Origin of the sequence: Streptomyces sp. NPDC127177, assembly GCF_042672475.1 — a bacterium.
GTDB lineage: Bacteria > Actinomycetota > Actinomycetes > Streptomycetales > Streptomycetaceae > Streptomyces.
The window spans coordinates 458944-477838 of record NZ_JBHXUW010000001.1 but is presented as its reverse complement, the minus strand read 5'-3'; the positions used below and the strand labels follow the sequence as shown (position 1 = coordinate 477838).

Annotated in this window: 7 protein-coding genes; 3 read left to right on the top strand and 4 right to left on the bottom strand. The window is 69.6% G+C overall.

The window, feature by feature from the left end; translation table 11 throughout:
• Positions 1–20 precede the first annotated feature (20 nt).
• From ACFVJX_RS02050 to ACFVJX_RS02040, 3 genes are all read right to left on the bottom strand, one after another.
• Entirely contained in the window at positions 21–1697 is a 1677-nt protein-coding gene (locus ACFVJX_RS02050; protein ID WP_384125055.1) for a phytoene desaturase family protein, read from the bottom strand.
• Positions 1687–11067, bottom strand: coding sequence for an amino acid adenylation domain-containing protein (locus ACFVJX_RS02045; protein ID WP_384125057.1), 9381 nt, complete (start codon positions 11065–11067; stop codon positions 1687–1689). Before ACFVJX_RS02045 ends, ACFVJX_RS02050 begins: the two co-directional genes overlap by 11 nt.
• Positions 11068–11146: 79 nt before the next feature.
• Entirely contained in the window at positions 11147–12040 is an 894-nt protein-coding gene (locus ACFVJX_RS02040; protein WP_384125160.1) for a sterol desaturase family protein, read from the bottom strand.
• 529 nt (positions 12041–12569) lie between these two features.
• On the opposite strand from ACFVJX_RS02040, the gene ACFVJX_RS02035 reads away from it, so the two are divergent.
• The 3 genes from ACFVJX_RS02035 (at position 12570) to ACFVJX_RS02025 (ending at position 14836) form a co-directional block, all read left to right on the top strand.
• Positions 12570–13163, top strand: coding sequence for a TetR/AcrR family transcriptional regulator (locus ACFVJX_RS02035; protein WP_384125059.1), 594 nt, complete (start codon positions 12570–12572; stop codon positions 13161–13163).
• Positions 13160–14014 (top strand): alpha/beta fold hydrolase, encoded by an 855-nt coding sequence (locus ACFVJX_RS02030; protein WP_384125061.1) that lies wholly within the window; start codon positions 13160–13162, stop codon positions 14012–14014. Before ACFVJX_RS02035 ends, ACFVJX_RS02030 begins: the two co-directional genes overlap by 4 nt.
• Positions 14015–14089: 75 nt before the next feature.
• Entirely contained in the window at positions 14090–14836 is a 747-nt protein-coding gene (locus ACFVJX_RS02025) for a vWA domain-containing protein (RefSeq protein ID WP_384125063.1), read from the top strand.
• 127 nt (positions 14837–14963) lie between these two features.
• On the opposite strand, the gene ACFVJX_RS02020 is transcribed toward ACFVJX_RS02025, so the two are convergent.
• A complete protein-coding gene (locus ACFVJX_RS02020; protein WP_384125065.1) occupies positions 14964–18365 on the bottom strand; it encodes a CARDB domain-containing protein in 3402 nt (1133 codons plus the stop codon).
• Positions 18366–18895: the final 530 nt, after the last annotated feature.

The window sequence follows — 18895 nt, the reverse complement described above, 5'->3', positions numbered from 1 at the left end:
GCGGCCGTTCTTCTGTGTCGTCACGCGCCGGTCCCCTCGCGGGAGGACCACCGGTCGAGCTGAGGCAGGTGCCCCAGCATGCCCGGGTGCCAGGGAGAGGTGCCGGTGCTCTCCCACGCCTTGAACACGAGGCCCATCTCCTCGCACAGGTACTGGACCGCGAAGCGTCCCGTCGACGCGGCACGGATCAGGCCGCCCATGCCGACCCACTGTCCGGCCATGGAGAACCCGCTCAGACCGGGCAGTCGCATCCGGTCCTTGCCCACCAGATCCGAGGCCACGTCATCGGCGTCGGAGAACGCCTTCCATGCCAGGATCGAACCGTTGTGGTTGCCCGTGTAGCGCCGGGTCGTGGCCGGCGAGGCCACCTCCACCAGATCGATCCTCCCGGCTGTGCCCGGCCAACGGTTGTCCAGGAACCGGCGTACGAAGTCGGCCACCTTCCGCTTCCGCGCCCAGTAGGCCTTGCGGTCGGTGTCGCGCAGTTCCTTCCAGTAGGTGTAGTCGCTGAAGTAGGTGCAGTGGACCACCGACTTTCCCGGCGGGGCGAAACCGTCCGCGTAGCGCGAGCGCAACTGGACGACGAGGCTGCTCTGCAGCGCGCCGGGCAGTTCGGCAGCCTCCCGCGGCCGGAGCAGGTAGGTGGTGCTGTGCGCGTCCTCGGCCGGCAGCGGACCACTGATGCCGACGAACGCCGAGACGACCGCCGGGAACAGGGCACCGGGACGTTCCAGCAGCTCGGTGTAGAGCCGGTCGATCCTCGGCCCCGTGTGGCGGCCGCCCAGGAGGCCGTAGACAGTGGTGTGTCCGTCACAGGCCGAAACGATGTGCTCCGCGTAGTACCGGCGGCCGTTGCGGAGTTCGATCCCGATCGCGCGCCCGCCCTCCACGAGTACCTTCTCGGCACGCGCCCGGTAGGTCACCGCGCCGCCGAGCCCGGTGTACCGCTCCTCCACCGAGCGGGCGAGGCCCAGCGATCCGCCCTGCGGGAAACCGGCGTTGCCGTGGTAGGCGCTGGCCATGTTGAACAGGTACGGGAGCAGTGGGAACCCCTCCGGATCCTGGAAGAAGATGTTCCGGAAGGCCCTGCGCAGCAACGGGTCCTCGAACCGGTCCGCGAACCGGTGCATGGGTGTGGCCGCGGTGCGCCAGAACAGACGGAACGCCGGCAGCACGGTGCGCAGCGTCGCCGCCTTCTCCCGTGCGGTCCGCAGTCCGGGGGCGGTCAGGAAGGGGTACAGCTCGATCTCCGTGAACCGGCGCAGGTCGCGGCAGAAGGAACGGATCAGCCGTGCGTCGGCCGGCGAGACGCGCAGCAGGTGTTCCTGCAGCCGGGCCGGGTCGTTCCAGAAGGTCACGGACCTGCCGGTCTCGTCGACGACCTTGTTGAACAGGTCGAAGTTCCTGACGGACTTCCCGTCCAGTGCCCCCAGTTCGCGCCAGACCTGGTTGGCGTCGTTGCCCGCGGCGGTGCCGATCAGCCACTCGATGCAGTAGTCGAAGAGGTAGCCGTCCCTCGACCACGCTGTGCAGCAGCCGCCGGGCAGGACGTGCTTCTCGAAGATGCGTGTCCGCAGTCCGCTCATCTGTGCGTAGCAGCCGGTGGACAGTCCTGCCATGCCCGCGCCGATGACGATGACGCGGGGTGCGCTGCCGGGCTCGCGACGCCTTGAGCCCCAGTCGTCCTCATCCCGCATGGTCCGCCTCCCCCGTGAGAAGGGCCCGCACCAGGGCGGCGTTGCGCGGGAGGTGTTTGCCGTCGAGCATGTCGGCGTGCGTCCCGGAGCCCCGCAGGACGTGGGTCCGGCCGGTGGAGCTGCCGTGCCAGGCACCGGGGGCACCGGCGGTGTAGAGACCGGCCTTCTCCTGGTCGGTCACCACACCGACCGAGGCGGCCACCGTCCCGGTGTTGGGGGTTCTTCCGCAGAAGCTCAGATACTCCGCCGCGTGTTCGAGCACTGTCCGGGCGACGATCTCCGACCCGGTGTGCTGGTACAGATGACGGCCGAGCTCCTCCTCGAACGCCCTGATGCCCTCGTCGCCCGGCTCGTACGTCTCCAGGGTGCGGCGGGAGTCCAGCACGACGACGTGCGAGACCTCGTGTCCGCGTGATTCGAGTTCTTTGGCCACCTCGAACGCGAGATTGCCCCCGAGCGAGTATCCGAGCAGCCTGCGGGGGCCCGGGCCCCCGACCGACTCCACGAGGTCCGCGTAGCGGGCAACCTTGTCGTCACCGGGAAGGTAGTTGAACGCGACGATCGGGTAGGGGCGCAGCTGCTCCGCGAGACCGCGGTAGACGAGTGCGTGGCCACCGGCCGGCGGGAAGCAGAAGACGGGCCTGCCCGGGCCCGGGTTGAATGTCAGGAAGGGAAGCTCCTCGGACGAGGTGCTGTTGACGAGGTCCTCCACGGCGGCGGCCATGCCGTGCAGGGTCGTGGCGCGGTACAGGCGGCTGACGGGGACGCCGATGCCGAACTCGGTCCGCAGGTGGTGGAGGAGTTCGATCAGTTTGATGGAGCTCCCGCCGCATTCGAAGAAGTCGTCCCCGAGGCCTGCCCGCTCCATGGGCAGGAGTGCCTCCCAGTGCCGGGCCATGCTCAGTTCGTAGAGCGTCACCGGTGCTTCGTAGGACTGCTGACGATCCTGCCCCGATGGCGCGGGGAGGGCGTTGACGTCGACCTTTCCGTGTGCGGTCAGCGGCAGCCGGGGCAGTTCCACGATGTGGGAGGGCACCATGAAGGCCGGGACCGTTCCCGCGAGATGACGGCGCAGAGCGCGCCGGTCCAGAGTGTGGCCCGGCTCCGCCACGCAGTAGACGCACAGGGTCGCTTCGCCCGCCGCGTCGGGGCGGACGGCCACGACCGCCTGGGCCAGGCCCGGCCGGCCCGCGAGGTGGGACTCGATCTCCGCCGCCTCGATCCGATGGCCGCGCAGCTTGATCTGGTGGTCGCTGCGTCCCAGGAGGTGCAGGCGGCCGTGGGTGTCCCAGCGCGCCACGTCACCTGTGCGGTACAGGCGTGCGGGGGCGGCGCCCGGCTCGCGGCTGAGAGTCCGCGTCACGAAGCGCTGCGTGGTCTGCTCCGGATCGCCCGCGTACCCGATCGCGACTCCCTCACCGCCGATCCACAGCTCACCCGGTACACCGGGCGGCACGGGTTCGCCGTGTTCGTCCAGGACGTGGAGCGTGCTGTTGGCGAGTGGCCGGCCGATCGGCACCATCAGCCCCGGATCAAGGCCGTCCGGGGGCCCTTCGAACAGGGCGCTGTCGATGGTGGCCTCGGTGACGCCGTAGGAGTTGACCACCCGGGTGCCCGCCCCGCACAGGTCGCGCAGCCGCCCGTACTCCGCGACCTTCCACGCGTCCGAGCCGACCACCAGCAGTCGCATGAAGTCCAGCCGGTCTCCCTCGCGTTCGCAGTGGTCCATCAGGCCCCGGACGACGGCCGGGACGAACTCCGCGCAGTCGACCCGTTCCGTCCGCATCGTGCGGTACAGCCGGGCCGTGTCGAAGATCAGGTCCCGGTCGGCCAGGACCAGGCGGCCGCCCGAGCACAGGGCGCGCACCCAGTCGCCGGTGAACACGTCGAACGACGGCTCCGCCATCTGCAGATGGACACGTGCCTCTTCGGTCAGCCGGTACTCGTGGAGCCACGCCCGGTACGTGGAGGCCAGGTTGCGATGGCTGACCCGGACCGCCTTCGGACGGCCGGTGGAACCTGAGGTGTTGATGACGTAGGCGGCCGAGTCGAGGCCGCCCTCCGCCTGCGGGGCCGGGCCCTCGGTCTCCGTGGTCCGCAGCCCGTCCAGGGTCACCACGGTGGCCGGCAGGCCCTGGGCCCAGTCGCTCCGCGAATCGTCGACGACGACGAGTGCGGCATCCGCGATCCGCAGTACATGGGCGGCCCGGGCGGCGGGCTGGTCGGGATGGACCGGCAGATAGGCGCCACCCGCACGCAGGACGGCGAGCAGGGTGGTGATCAGCTCCGGCGACTTCTCCAGGCAGATCCCCACCACCGACCCCGGGCCCACCCCCAGTTCACGGAGCCTTCGCGCCCTCGCGTTCGCCCCTCGGTCCAGCTCCCCGTACGTCAGCCGGGCCGTGTCACCCCGCAGGGAAGGCATCGTGACGGCGACGGCCCACGGGTGTGCGGCGGCGACGTCACCGATGAGGTGATGGACCGGCCGGTCCGTACCCGGCTGCTCCTCCGGCACATCCGGCAGCCGTGAGGCACCGCTCCACTCGGTGACCAGTTCCTCCCGCTCCCGAGCACCCAGCATCTCGAGCCTCGGAGTGGGCAGCTCAGCGGGCGCCCGCGTCATGCTCTCGAGGAGTTGCACGTAGTGCGCGCCCATGCGGCGCACGGTCCTGGCCAGGAACAGGTCGGTGTTGTACTTGAGGACACAGTGGAAGCGCCCCTCCGCCTCGTCCTCGTAGACCGACAACGTGATATCGAACTGTCCTTCCTCTTCCGGGAGTTCGATGTACTCGAGCCGGTACCCGTACTGCTCGGTCGCCACCTTGTGGGTGAGGAGGATGAACATCGCCTGGAATACCGCCGAGCGGCTTGGATCGTGGCTCAGGCCCAGCTCCTGGACCAGCAGGACGAATGGGTACTCCTGGTTGTCCAGTCCGTTCAGGACCGTTCCGCGGACCTGCGCCAGCAGCTCCGCGACCGTGGGGTCCGCCGACAGGTCCGCGCGCAGCGGCAGAGGGTTCACGAAGTAGCCGTAGACGGAGGAGAACTCCTGCTGGGTGCGGCCGGTGACCGGACTTCCGACGATGACGTCGTCCTGGCCGGAGTAGCGGTGCAGGAGAACGTAGTAGGCACTGAGCAGCACCATGAACGGAGTCACACCGTGCGCCAGCGCCAGCGCGTGGACCCGGGCGCTGAGCTCGGCGTCCAGCACGAAGAACTCCGACGCGCCGTTGTGCGTCTGCACCGCGGGGCGCGGCCGGTCCACCGGCAGGTCCAGGAGTGGGACGTCGTCCGGGAGGTGGGAGCGCCAGTACGCGAGCATCTCGCCGGCCTCGCGGCCTGCCAGGAACCGGTTCTGCTCGTTGAGGAAGTCCAGATAGCGGGCGCCGACCGGCTCCAGCGACGGCTCCCTCCCCCACCGCAGGGCCTCGTACACAGCCAGGAGCTCTTCGATGAACGTGAACGTCGATACGGCATCCGAGACGATGTGGTGGACGGCCTTCATGATGATCCAGCGGCCCGGCCCGCGTTTGAACAGCCGGAACCGGACCAGCCGGTCGCGTTCGAGATCGTAGGGCTTGCGGTATTCGCGGATGATCGCCCGCTCGATCTCCTCCCACGGCCGGCCCTGCACATCGAACAGGCCCAGGTCCGGTTCCGTTTCCGTGCCGGCCGTCGTGTGCTGCACGGGCACGCCGTCCACCAGGGAGAAATTGGCGCGCAGCGCCGGATGCCGGGCTACGAGCCTGCGCACCGCTTCGAACATCAGCTCCGGTTCCAGCTCGGCCCGCACCTCCACCGCGCCGCCGATGTTGTAGGCGTATCCGTCGGGATTGAGCTGCTTGAGGAACCAGAGTGCCTTCTGGTTCTGCGTCAGCGGATGGCTCCGCTCATCGGTGAACACCTCGACCGCTGCCGCGTCACGCTCCCCCGCGCTGCCGGCCGCGAGCCGTTCGGACAGGCTGTCGTACAGTCGTCCGGCCAGCTCACCGACGGAGGTCCCGCTCAGCAGGGCGACCACCGGCAGGGCGACTCCGAGGTCGGCCTGCGTCCTGGCACGCAGCTCCATGGCGAGCAGCGAGTCGAGCCCCAGCCCGCTCAGTCCGGCTGCTGGGTCGATCTCGTGGGCCGCGGTGCGCAGGACGGTCGCGGCCAGTGCCGTGAACCGGTCGGTCACCAGCGAACGGCGCTCAGTCTCTCCGGCGTCACGGAAGGCGTCGAGGAATCCGCCGCCGTCCTCCACCGCGTGCTCCTGAGCGGCCGTGACCAGTTCGGTCACCAGCGGCGGCGGGGTGTCGTACCAGGCCAGGAATGTCGGCCAGTCGACGACCGTGGCGACGAGCAGCTGCGCCCGGTTCTGCCCGATGACACGCTCCAGGACGCTCATTCCGGCCTCCGGGGACAGCGAACTCATCCCCCGGCTGTGCAGATAGTGGCTGACCAGGCCCAGCTCCTCGATCATGCCCGTCGCCCAGGGGCCCCAGTCCAGACTCAGCGCGGGCAGGCCCTGCGCCCGGCGGCGGTGGGCCAAGGCGTCCAGAAAGGCGTTTCCCGCGGCGTAGTTGGTCTGGCCTGCCGTGGTGAGCAGCGAGGCGATCGAGGCGAAGAGCACGAAGTGGTCCAGCGGCTCGTCCCGCAGGTGCTTGTCCAGCAGGTACGCGCCCACGGCCTTCGGGTCGAGCACCGCGTCGAACGTGGGCCGGTCCATTTCGGCTACCAGTCTGTCCCGCACCTGGCCGGCCAGGTGGAACACCCCGCGGACCGGCGGCGCACCGCCCCTGCGGTACTCGTCCAGCCAGGCGGTCAGCGCCGTCTCGTCCGTCACGTCGACGGGTGCCAGGACCGCCTGTACACCGGCGGCCTCCAGCTCCCGGAGCAGGGCGACGGCCCTGCCCTGCGCCGTCGCGGGGTCGGCCGTGCGCCATTGGCCGCGTCCCGGCACGGGGGTGCGGCCCATCAGGATGAGCCGGCGGGCACCGCGCTTCGCCAGTGTCCGGCACAGCAGCCGGCCCAGTGCTCCGAACGCACCCGTCACGAGGTAGCTTCCGTCAGCCCGCAGGCGCAGCGGCAGCGGCCTCGTCAGTTCCTCGGCTGCCCGGAGACGGCTCGTCGCCCTTCGCGGGCCACGCAGGCCGATCTCCTCCTCGTCGTCGGTGAGGAACTCCCGCAGCAATGCCTCCGCATCCGCACGCACCCCGGCCGGCCCCGGCTCGCGTCCGGGGTCGAGGTCGACCAGTTTCCCGCGGTGGCCTGCCAGCTCCTGGTGGCGGAGGACCCTTGTCACCCCCCATGCGGGGGCCCCGAGCGGTTCGGTCGCCTCTCCTGGGGACACGGGCTGGGCGCCGCGGGTGACCACGTGCAGCCGCCCGCCGCTGTGCCGGGCGAGAAGGATTCTGGCGAGTGCGACGAGGGAGTACGCGCCGGTCTCCGCAGCCCGCGTCAAGTCCTCCCGCTCGCTGACAGCGATGCCGGGCCGGTCGAGGTTCCACAGGTGCACCACCGTCCCGTGGAACTCCTCGCCGGCGCGGTCCAGCTCCGCGAAGTACTCCTCCAGGCGGGTGGCGCAGTCCGGTTCGCCCGATAACTCCCCGGTGGTCGCCGCCCGGTCGCCGAATCCGACCGCCCGTAACGTGCGGCAGCGCTCGCCGCGGGCGATCACCAGTTCCGCGAAGGCGTCACCGACTCCCCCGTTGTCCGCGAGGACCAGCCAGTCCTGCCGCTCCCCGGAACCGGGGTCAGCCGCCGTCCCGGGGCGGTCGATCCAGACGGGCTCGGCGAGCCAGGAGTCGACGGTGCTCCTGGAGACCGCGCCCGAGGCCTTCTCCACGTCGGCTGCGCGGAATCCGCGCAGCCGCCCGAGCGCCGTCCCGTCCTCGGCGTACAGCGCGAGATCACCGGCCAGTTCGTCCCCGTCGTGACGGGACACCGTGCCGTGTACCCATAACGCCCGGTCGCCGACGGGCGCCACGCTCATCTCGTCGAGGGACAGGGGCAGCAGGATGCCGGCACCCGGCGGCGACTGCCCGGCCAGGATCTGTGGGGTCAGCAGGGTCTGGAAGCAGGCGTCCAGCAGGACCGGGTGGATGTGGTGGCTCGCCGCGGCGTCCCCGATGGACAGGGGCGGACGGATGCGCGCCAGCACCTCGTCGGTGCCGATCCAGACCTCCTCGATGGCCTGGAAGGCGGGACCGTACCGGTAGCCCAGCGCCGCCAGTGCGGCGTAGCACTCCTGGCTGCCGAGGTGTCGCCGGCTCCGTTCCCTGATCGGGCCGGTGTCGAGCGCCGGTCCGGCCGCACGGCGCTGCGCGGTACGGATCGCTCCGCTCGCGTGCACGACCCGTTCCGGCTCGGGCCCGCCGCCCGCGGACGCCACGACGAAACCGCCGTCCTCCAGGGACACGGACAGGTGGACGGTGCGCGCGTCCTCCTCGGTCAGGAAGAGCGCCTTGCGCAGTTCGATGTCCGCCAGCACGACGTCCGTGCCACCGGTCAGTCGCCGTACGGCCTGCGCCGCCATTTCCAGGTATCCGGCCGCGGGGAACACCACGGAGTCCTGAATGCGGTGATCGGCGAGGTACGGCAGCCGCTCCGTGTCGAGCCGCGCCTGCCAGGTCGGGTCGGCGTGATCCGTACGGCGGCCCAGCAGAGGGTGGTCCAGCAGCCCGAGACGGACCTGTGCGACTGTGCCCGGCTCCGTCCAGTGGCGATCGCGCCGCCAGGGGTAGCGGGGCAGCGGAACCGTCTCACCGGCGGGCTGGAGCACGTCCCACGCGATGCCGACGCCGAGGTTGTGCAGGGTGGCCAGGGACAGGGCGAAGCGTTCGGCCTCGTCCTCCTCGCGGCGCACCGAGGGCACCGGGAATCCCGTGTGTCCCTTGGTCTCCAGGCATTCGCGGATCGCGTGTCCGAGTACGGGGTGGGGGCCGACCTCCAGGAACACCCGGTGGCCGTCGTCGGCCAGCCGGTCCACGGCCGCGTTGAAACGCACCCGGTCCCGGACGTTCCTCCACCAGTAGTGCGCGTCCAGCACGACGTGTTCGGCGGTGCCCTCCTGGCCCGTGAGGTGTACCGGCACCGTGGCCGGGCGCGGCTCGATGTCCGCCAGCGCGGTCAGCAGTTCGTCCTTGATCCGGTCCATCGCGGCACTGTGGTAGGGCACTTCCACCGCGAGGAACCTGGTGAAGACCTGTTCGGCCCGCAGTTCCTCGTCCAGCGCGGCCAGTGCCCGCCGGTCGCCTGCGAGAGTGACCGATGTGGGGCTGTTGACGGCGGCCACGGAGATCTGGTCCCCGAAGGGTCGTACCCGGCGGTCCGCTTCGGCCTCGGGCAGGCCGACGGCGAGCATGGTGCCGGTTCCGGACAGGGTGTGCTGGAGGCGGCTGCGGTGAACGGCGATGCTGACCGCGTCCTCCAGGGAGTAGACGCCCGCCTCGTAGAAGGCCGCGATCTCGCCGGTGCTGTGCCCCACGACCGCGTCCGGGTGGACACCGTACGAGCGCCAGAGGGCCGCAAGGCCGATCTGCACGGCGAAGTTGGCCGGCTGCGCGAGCCAGGTCTCCGACATCCGTGAGCGGCCTTCGTCGGCGGCCATCTCGTCCATGAGTGACCAGCCCGCGATCTTCCGGATCTCCCGGTCGCAGGCGGTGACCGCGTCCCGGAACACCGGCTCGCTCTCCAGGAGCCCGCGCCCCATGGCCCACCACTGGGGGCCCATGCCGGTGAACACCCAGACCGGCCGGCGGTCCGCGGCGTCCAGCAGTCGTCCCTGGACAACCCGGGGATGCGGTTCACCCCGCTGGTACGCCTCCAGGGCCTCGGTCAGGGCTTCCTGCGAGGAGTAGACGACGGAGAGTCGCGATTCGAGGTGCTGGCGCCGGTGCGCGAGGGTGTGGCCGAGGTCGGTCAGGGCGACCGCGGGCCCATGCCCTCCGGCGAGCTCGCGGCTGATGCCTTCGGCCAGCTGCGGGAGGGCGTCCGGGTGGCGGGCGGTCAGGGGAAGGATGCTCCAGCTCCGCGCCTGCGGCCGGGACGGGCGGGGGCGCACCGGGCGCGCGGGGGGCTCCTCCAGAACGACATGGGCGTTGGTGCCGCCGAACCCGAAGGCGTTCACCCCCGCGCGCGCCGGCCCCTCGTGCTCCGGCCAGTCCGTCACCCGGGTCGGGATCACGTACGGCGAGGAGTCCCGGTCGATCGCGGGGTTGACCGTGTCGAGGTTGATGTGTGGCGGGATCCGGCGGTGTTCGAGAGCCAGGGCGGTCTTGATCAGTCCGGCGATCCCGGCGGCGGATTCCGTGTGCCCGATGTTCGCCTTCACCGAGCCGACATAGCAGGCGGCACCGGGCGCGCGCCCGACGGCGAGGGCGCGGGACAGCGCGTTGGCCTCGATCGGGTCGCCCACGGGCGTCGAGGTGCCGTGCGCCTCCACGTACTGCAGGTCGCCGGGGGTGATGCCGGCCTCGGCGCAGACCCGTCGCACGAGTGAGACCTGGGCGTCACCGTTGGGGACGGTTATGCCGTTGGTACGGCCGTCCTGATTGACACCGCTGCCGAGGATCACCGCGTGGATGGGATCGCCGTCCCGCTGGGCGTCCTCCAGCCGCTTGAGCGCGACCAGGCCCACGCCCTCGGCGCGTACGTAGCCGTCGGCCGCGGCGTCGAACGTGCGGGAGCGTCCCTCGGGCGACAGGAATCCGCCCTTCGTCTCGGCGATGGTGTACTGCGGAGCCATGTGCAGCAGCACCCCGCCGGCGAGTGCGAGGCCGCTCTCTCCCCTGTTGAGGCTCTGGCATGCGAGGTGGACCGCCACCAGGGAGGAACTGCACGCCGTGTCGACCGAGAGGCTGGGGCCGCGGAAGTCGAACGAGTGCGAGATCCGGTTCGACACCATCGTCATCATCGTGCCGGTCGCGGTGTGGGCGGCGAGTGTCCGGAAACTCGGATCGGCGAACTGGAGGATCTTGTAGTCCAGGGTGAACGCGCCGACGTAGACGGCGGTGTCGCTGCCCGCCAGGTCGGCGGGCCGCTGCCCGCCGTCCTCCAGCGCCTCCCAGGCCACTTCCAGGAGCTTGCGCTGCTGGGGGTCCATGTGATCGGCCTCGCGGGGGCTGATGCCGAAGAAGGCCGGTTCGAACCCGTCGAAGCCGTCGATGTACCCGCCCCTGCCGCCCGCCAGCCGGCCGGGTTTGTCCCGGTGGCGGCTCTTGAGGGTGGTGACGTCGTAGCGGTCCGCGGGCGTGGGGATGACGCAGTCCTTGCCGTCCAACAGGTTCTGCCAGAAGGCCCGGTGGTCGGATGCTCCGCCGGGTAAGCGGCAGCCGATACCGATGACCGCCACTTTGCCCGTGGAGGCGTCGTTGATCGCGTCAGCCAAGTTCGCACACTCCTCATCAGGTGGTCGCGCTGCCGGAAGGCAGCGCCGAAGTCGGTGGTGCAGGGCCGGGGCCCGGGGGTCAGACGCTTGCGCTTCCCGGCCGTTCGGCGCGGCGCCACGGGTGGAGAAGGCTGCCGAGAATCTCACCGGTCGCGGGGAACGACGCGGGATCGTGGAGACCGACCGCGGCCGGTTCTCGCCCGGGCCGCCAGGTGAAGCTTCCGAAGAGGTGGTCCCAGCACGAGAGGTCGGAGCCGTATTGGCCCGCCTCGGACAGATCCGTGCTGTGGTGCAGGCGGTGCTGTTCGGGGCTCGCCAGGACATGGTTGAGCGGGCCGATGCGCACGTCGATGTTGGCGTGGACGAAGTAGCCCTGCGCGGCCACGAACAGCCCGGTGGCGAGCACGGACTCCCGGGAGAAGCCGGCCAGTGCCAGGGTGAGTTGGACGGCTCCCTGAGCCAGGACGATATCGAGGACGTGGTTGACACCGTTGTTGGCGACGTTGACCTTCTGCGGTACGTGGTGCACTCCGTGGAGCCGCCACAGCAGTGGGTTGGTGTGCCCGAGCCGGTGCACCAGGTAGCTGGCGAGTGAACCGCTCAGCAGGGCGGCCGGGATATCAGCCCAGAGCGGGAGCGCCGGATCGGCCGGTGCCAGCCGTCCGACCGCCGTGGTCACCCCGAGTTGTGCCAGCGCACTGCTCACCATGGTGAAGAGGAAGTAGATGCCGTACCAGCGCCATTCCGGGCCGCTGGGGTGCCAGTCGCGCCGGTGCGGGATGAGCCGTTCCAAGGCGGTCAGGTAGAGCAGCGTGCCGACCAGGAAGAGGGGGCTGACCCGGCCCGGGTCCCAGTGCAGAATCAGCGAACCGGCCGCCACGAGGAGGGTGGCCGTCAGGAGAAGAGGATAGGCGAGGAAACGGAGAATTCTTAGGCACCGATATCGCGCCGATAATCGCCGCACGGGGCGAATGCGACCACCCGCGCGCCGTCCGTATTCGTACACCCGAAACACCTCCGTGAAAATGGTGACCGACCGCTCGTCGCGTGTGTCGCGGCAAGGGGACCAAGGCCCACCGGCTTCAGGCAGAAGCGGAGAGCCCCGGAGGCGTACGGAATTTGAGCACCAAGCACCCACCCATCCCCTGAGGATGCATATGGGTGCGCGAAAATGTGAGCCACTTCGATACAGTGAGCCCGCATACGACGTCCTGCGCAAGCTCGATAGATTCTTTTCCGCTTTCAGCGGCTTCAATCCTCGACCGGTGACTTTATCGCTCTCCCCCGAGCACCGTGGCTGGCCTCATAACCATTGAACCGGACGTAGAGACGAAATGAAATAGGGGGCGGGGCAGCTGTCGCCGGTGTGGGTTACTTAGTATTCTTTTCGTTTCATTTTCGCCCGCCCGCAGGCCCTTCAAAACCGAACCTCTTCGGCGGCCCGGTTGCCTTCCTAGGATCCCTAGGATATAACTAGGGGTCCTAGGAACTCGGGAGGGCGCATGGCACGGGCCGGTCTGACAGGCGAGCGGGTGACGATCGCGGGCGCGGAGCTCGCGGACGAGGTCGGGCTCGACCGGGTGACCATGTCTCAGGTGGCCCGGCGACTCGGGGTGAAGGACGCGAGCCTCTACACCCATGTCCGTGGCCTCGACGATCTGCGCGGGCGGATCGCCTTGCTGGCGGCGGACGAGAAGACGGTGCGCATCGCGGAGGCGACGGCCGGCCGGGCAGGCAGGGACGCGCTGGTCGCGTTCGCGGACGCCTGGCGGGAGTACGCCCATGAGCATCCGGGCCGCTACATGGCGACACAGACACCCATGGAGATCGATCCTGAGCTGGTGGCGAAGGCGCCCGGGCCGCGCCGGGCGGTCGAGCTGACCTACGGCATGCTGCGCGCCTACGGGCTGGCCGAGCCCGACCTCACCGACGCCGTCCGGCTGTTGCGCAGCACGTTCCACGGCTTCGTCGCCCTGGAGGCCGCGGGTGGGTTCGGGCGCGAGCGTCCACCACAGCGCTCCTGGAGCCGCGCCCTCGAAGCCCTGCACACGCTCCTGGAGCACTGGCCCGCCTCCCGGGAAGGGGACCCGGCATGAGTGAACCGACCACCGGCAGCCTTCGGGTGGACGGCGCGACCTTGCACTACGAAGTGCGCGGCCGTGGCCCGCTCCTGCTGCTCATCCCCGGAGGAACGGGCGGCGCCGCCTCCTTCGACGGCATCGTCGAGGACCTGGCCACGGAGTACACCGTCGCGGCCTACGACCCGCGTGGCATGTCACGGAGCACGCTGGACGATCCCGCTGCCGAGCAGCGGGTCGCGGAGCACGCCGATGACGCGTTCCGGCTCCTGGAGCTGCTCGCACCCGGTGAGCCGGCCCGCGTCTTCGGTGCCAGCTCGGGTGCGATCGCCGCGGTGCACCTGCTCACCGCCCATCCGGACCGCGTCGAACGCGTCGTGGCGCACGAGCCGCCGATGGTGGAGGTACTGCCGGACGCCCCCGAACACCGCGCGCTCATCGCGCGCGTGACCGAGACGTTCCGCACGCAGGGGCTCATGCCTGCGATGGCCGTGTTCGCCGCGGGTCTGAAGAAGGAGGGCGACACCACCGGGCCGAGGGCCGAGGGCGACATCGAGCTTCCGCCGCAGGCGGCGGCGCGGGCGGCGGCGCGGGCCGAACGGACCATGGCCGACCTGCCGTACTTCGTCGGACGCATCGTGCCCGGCTTCATGTCCTACGTCCCGGACGTCCACCGACTCGAAGCACTCTCGCACCGTCTCGTGCTCGCCTGCGGCGAGGACTCACGCGGCGAACTGCCCTACCGCCCGGCCGCCTTCCTGGCCGGCCGTCTCGGTACGGAACTCCTCCACTTCCCCGGCGGGCACACCGGCCTGACGACTCGTCCCACGGAGTTCGGCGAAAGCCTCCGCAAGGCCCTCCGCGCCTGAGACGTTCACGGAGCGCGTGCGGGCCGGTGTGCGGTTCGGCACCCCCCGGACGGCGAGAGGCCCCACCATGAGGGAGTGATCTCGACGAGCAGCGGTGGGCGTACCCCGGCGATCAGTCTGACGAAGGTGCAGGAACGTGCACCCGACCTGGTGAGCCTGTACGAGGCGGCGGGCGACAGCCTCCGCCGACGGGGACTCGAGGGGGTACGTGCGGCGGTGTACCTGGTGCTGGACCGCTCCGGGTCGATGCGGCCCTACTACCGGGACGGCACCATGCAGCACCTGGCCGAGCAGGTGCTGTCGCTGTCGGCCCATCTCGATGACGACGGCATCGTGCCGGTGGTCTTCTTCTCCACCGACGTCGACGGATCCACCGATCTGACGCTCGGCCGGCACCGGGCCCGTATCGACAAACTGCACCAGAACCTCGGTCACATGGGGCGTACGAACTACCACTGGGCCATGGACGAGGTCATCGACCACTACACAGCGTCCGGCAGTCACGCCCCGGCCCTGGTCGTCTTCCAGACCGACGGCGGGCCCACCAGCAAACTCGCCGCTGAACGCTATCTCTGCAAGGCGGCGCGGCTGCCGCTGTTCTGGCAGTTCATAGGCTTCGGCGACCCGGACGACAACGAGTTCGCCTTCCTGCGCAAGCTGGACACGCTCTCCGTACCGGACCGACGCGTCGTGGACAACGCGGGGTTCTTCCACGCCGGCCGTTCCCCACGGTCAACCACCGGCCATCAGCTCTACGACCGGCTTCTGCAGGAGTTCCCCGAGTGGCTGGCCGCCGCCCGCACCGCCGGCATCGTGGTGTGACCGCCGGGCAGGACCACCGGGCCCGTCAGGCGTGAACTCTTCCAGATCCGGGCCGCTCCCCCGGCCGGCGCGCGCTCCGACGGCGCGCCGGCCGGGGGCCGGGCCGTGCCCGGTCCCGGTGCCCTGCCTACTTCTTCGCGGACGCCTTCACGGCGCTGCCGTTGATGACGAACTGTGACCCGGGTTCGACCACGACGTCCCCGTCGGCCGAACCGGTGATGGTCACATCGGTCAGGGTCGCGCTGCCCCGCGCACCTCCATGGGCAAGGATCCCCGACCCGTTGACGGAATTGTCGATTCGGACGTTCGAGATCTGCGCTCCGGGCACGGACCCGCCGCCCGACTTGAACTGAATGCCGTCGTAGGTCGAGTCGTGTATGTCGGTGTCCCGGATCGTGACGCCCGGAATGTCCTGGCCGGCCGCGAACAGGGTGATGGCGCCGAACTCCTGGGCCTCACCCCAGAACGCCCCGCCCGTGCGGTACAGCTCGTTGTTGGCGATCAGCGTCTGCCCGGAGAACGGCAGCGGATCGTGGTCCGTCGCCAGCATGATGCCGGGGTAGTTCATCGTGTCGGAGACGATGTTGTTCTCGATGGTGTTTCCGTAACCGCCGTAGACCGCGATGCCGTTGGCGCGCCAGGGCAGCTGGATCGTGTTGTTGCGGAAGTGGTTGTCATGACCGACGTCCACCGACGGGTTCTTCACGTACTTGCTCGACCAGACGGCGAGCGAGTCGTCGCCGGTGTTCCTGAAGGAGGAGTTGAACACCGTCGAACTGTGTGTGCCGTTCGCGAAGTTGATGCCGTCCGCATAGGTGTCGCGGATCCGCATGCCGGTGAACTCGACACCGTCGCCGGGCCCCCAGAGATCCGGAATGTTGTCGTAGTCGCGGCCGACCCACACGCCCACGTTCGCATGCTCCAGCCATACGTTGGTGATCTTGGTGTCCTTGCCGAAGCGGCCGTTGAGTCCGACACCGCCCTCGGCGTTGCCGTCGCCGCCCCGGATGGTGCCGGAGCCGAAGATCGCGATGTCCGAGATCTTGGTGTTGTCGTCGATGTCGAAGCCGAAGTTGCCCTCGTGCGGGTGGTTGATGCCGCCCGCGTCCTGCGGCGGGGTGAGGGTGTACAGCTGCGAGTGCCACATGCCGGCGCCGCGGATCGTGACGTCCCTGATGCCGACCTGGTTGTACTGGCCCCGGTTCAGCGGGTCGTCTGTCAGGATCTTCTGCTCCTGCCGCCACTGGCCCGGCGGGATCCACACACAGCCGATGTCGCCGTTCTGATCGGCCGTCACGGCCCGCTGGATGGCGTCCGTGTCGTCGATCCCGTCGTTGGGGACAGCTCCGTAGTCGGTGATCGAGGTGCATCCGGCCGGCTGGGCGGCGGGCGGGGCCACCTGTTCCAGATCGACGAGGTCGATGACGTAGAAGGAGGCCGAGTCGCCCGCGTCGCGCTGGAGACGGAACTTCGTGCCGGCGGGGTAGGTCTCGCCGAGCAGGGCGTTGGACTCGTCGAACAGCCTGCGGGCGTCGCCTCCCGGAGTGTTGGTCAGGCCTTCCGGACTGTCCGTGTCGCCGTACAGCCAGCTGTGCTTGGAGGAGAGAGTCAGCTTGCGCACGAAGGTGTCGTCGACGTACAGGCTGATCGTGGCCTCGGCCCCGCCACCGCCCGAGGCGTCCGGGACCGAGTTGCGGACCACGATCGAGTTGGACGGGACGGTCGAGGTGACCTCGACGTACTCGCCGGTGGAGTCCAGCCGCACGGACCGGCGGCCCGAGGACTCGGTGGCGAAGTTGGTGTGACCGAAGGTGCGCTTCTTGTCGGACGTCAGCAACGTGCCCCGGTAGTCGGCCTTTTCGGCCTCGTACTCGGTGTACGGGACAGCGGCGCCCCGGCCGACGACGATGGCGCGTGAGAAGACGTTGTTGTTCTCGTTCGTCTCCTCGACGACATCGGTCGCGTCCGCGGTGGCGGTCAGGTTGGCCCCACCGCTCTTCGCCGTCCAGCTCCCGCTGATGGGCACGGTGACGGTGCCTCCTGCGGGGACCGCCCCGGTCGTTCCGTTCAGCGTGGCGCTCTCCACGAGAAGACGGGTGACCGTCGAGGAGTTCACCGCCGTGGTGCCGCGGTTGTGCACGGACACGGTGAAGCCGACGGACGCACCCACTGCGGGATTGGCCGGGGTCGACGTGATGCCGAGCACCTCCAGGTCCGGGCCCGGGCTCTGCGCGACCACGAGCTCGGACTCCGCCGTGCGGCTGTTGTTGCTGTTGTCCTGCTCGCCGACCGTGTCCGTCGGGTCGACCACCGCGGAGACGCTGTAGGTGCCCATCGGCCGCTTGCCGACGTCGACCCGCACGGTGGCGGACGCGCCGGCGGCAAGGGCGCCGACCGGTGCGCTGCCGGCCACCACGCCCCCGATGCTGACGTCGACCGTCGTCGCGGCGGCCGGCGCCGTACCCGTGTTGCGTACCATGGCGTTCACGGTGACGTCGTCGCTCTCCGACGGCGAGGCGGGTGACCAGGTCAGTTCGGATACGGTCAGGTCCGGATTGGGTGCGGCGGTGCCGACGACCTGGATCTCGGCGACCTGGGCGCCCGGGGCGCCGGTGTTGGAGAAGAACTTGAGCTGGACGTCCGCGTACCGGCCGCTCACGGGAATGGTCACCGTGTTCTGGTTGCCGGTGGGGCTGAAGTCGTAGTCGGCCCGGTCCTTCATTGAGCCGAAGTCCGTGGCGGACTGGGCGCGGCCGAGGATCTGGAGCCCCTGTGTGCGGGCCGCCCAGGCCTGGTCCGGGGAGAGCTTGATGACGACGGCCTCGACATCGGCGTCAGCGCCGAGCTTCACCGTCAGCGTCGAGGGGTAGCCGTTCGACTCCCAGTAGGTGCCGGTCCTGTCGTCGTTGGCGTTGGCCGCCACGAAGTCCTGGACGGCCGAGGAGGCCTCGATCGGTTTGTTGAGTGCCAGGTTGGAACCGGCGGCGGCCGGCGGCGCCGGGTCGTCGCCGCCGTCCGGACCGTGGACCGCCACTTCGGAGAGCTGCGCGGCGTTCCAGCCGGTGTTGGCCGTCACCCGCACGCGGATGTACCGGGCCTGCTTCGCGGTGAAGCCGATGGTGACGGTGTTGGTCGCCGACGGGGTGAACTCATGTGCGGCCGGGGCGGACAGGGCGCTGAAGCTGTCGCCGTCGGTACTGCCGGTGATGCCGAGCGTCTGGGTCCGCGCCTCCCACGTGCTGGGCAGCCTCAGCACCACCTGGTCGACATCGAACCGGTTGCCCAGGTCGATCTGGACCCACTGGGGGAAGGCGCCGTCAGGACCTTCCCAGTACGTCTGTTGACTGCCGTCGGTGATGTTCGAGGCCGGGTAGGCGGCGTTCGACCCGCTGGCTGTTGCGTGTTTACCGAAGGCGAGGTCGGGGCCGGGTATCGCTGCCGAGGCGGTGACCGGCAGGAGCCCGACCGCCATCAGCGCGGCTGTCACCGTCCCGACGAGGAGCCGCCATCCGTGTTGCTTCCATCTCATGCTGTCCTCTGTTCCGTGGGGCTGTGGGACCGGGAGAGCACGGCGGCGCGTCACCCACCGCACGACGCGTTCGTTCCGCGTCACACGGCCGGTCTGAGCCAGGTGTGGACTGCCGGTGCACCGATGGGGGCGAACAGGTACGCCGACAGGAGGGAGTTCGAGCCGGCTGCCGGAAACTCACGCTCAGTACCTAGTATTTTGAGTGATCTGGTCAATTTTTTGCGGTGTTGAGGTGACAGGTTTCTAGCAGGTGACGCTTTTGTCAACGGTCCGCGCATCGGCAGCATCGAGTGCGGCAGCCCGCTCGAGCCTTGTCCGCACGTCGCCCGACCGCTGCGCATTTCGCACATGGCACCAGCCGGCGGGTGTTCGGCCCCGAACAGTGGACGAGTTCCGGACGGTCCCTCAGGGCAGCACTGCTGGCACGTGGCATTGAAACCGTTCAATCCAGCAACTCTACTTATCTACGACCCACTTCAGGCCGTCGGCGGTATATGGCGAACCATCCAGAAACCCCCTGCATACTCATT

What these genes read in the sequence shown, in the direction of transcription:
- ACFVJX_RS02050 (WP_384125055.1), bottom strand. Translation starts at nt 1,697, where the DNA reads ATGCGGGATGAGGACGACTGGGGCTCAAGGCGTCGCGAGCCCGGCAGC.
- ACFVJX_RS02035 (WP_384125059.1), top strand. Translation starts at nt 12,570, where the DNA reads ATGGCACGGGCCGGTCTGACAGGCGAGCGGGTGACGATCGCGGGCGCG.
- ACFVJX_RS02030 (WP_384125061.1), top strand. Translation starts at nt 13,160, where the DNA reads ATGAGTGAACCGACCACCGGCAGCCTTCGGGTGGACGGCGCGACCTTG.
- ACFVJX_RS02020 (WP_384125065.1), bottom strand. Translation starts at nt 18,365, where the DNA reads ATGAGATGGAAGCAACACGGATGGCGGCTCCTCGTCGGGACGGTGACA.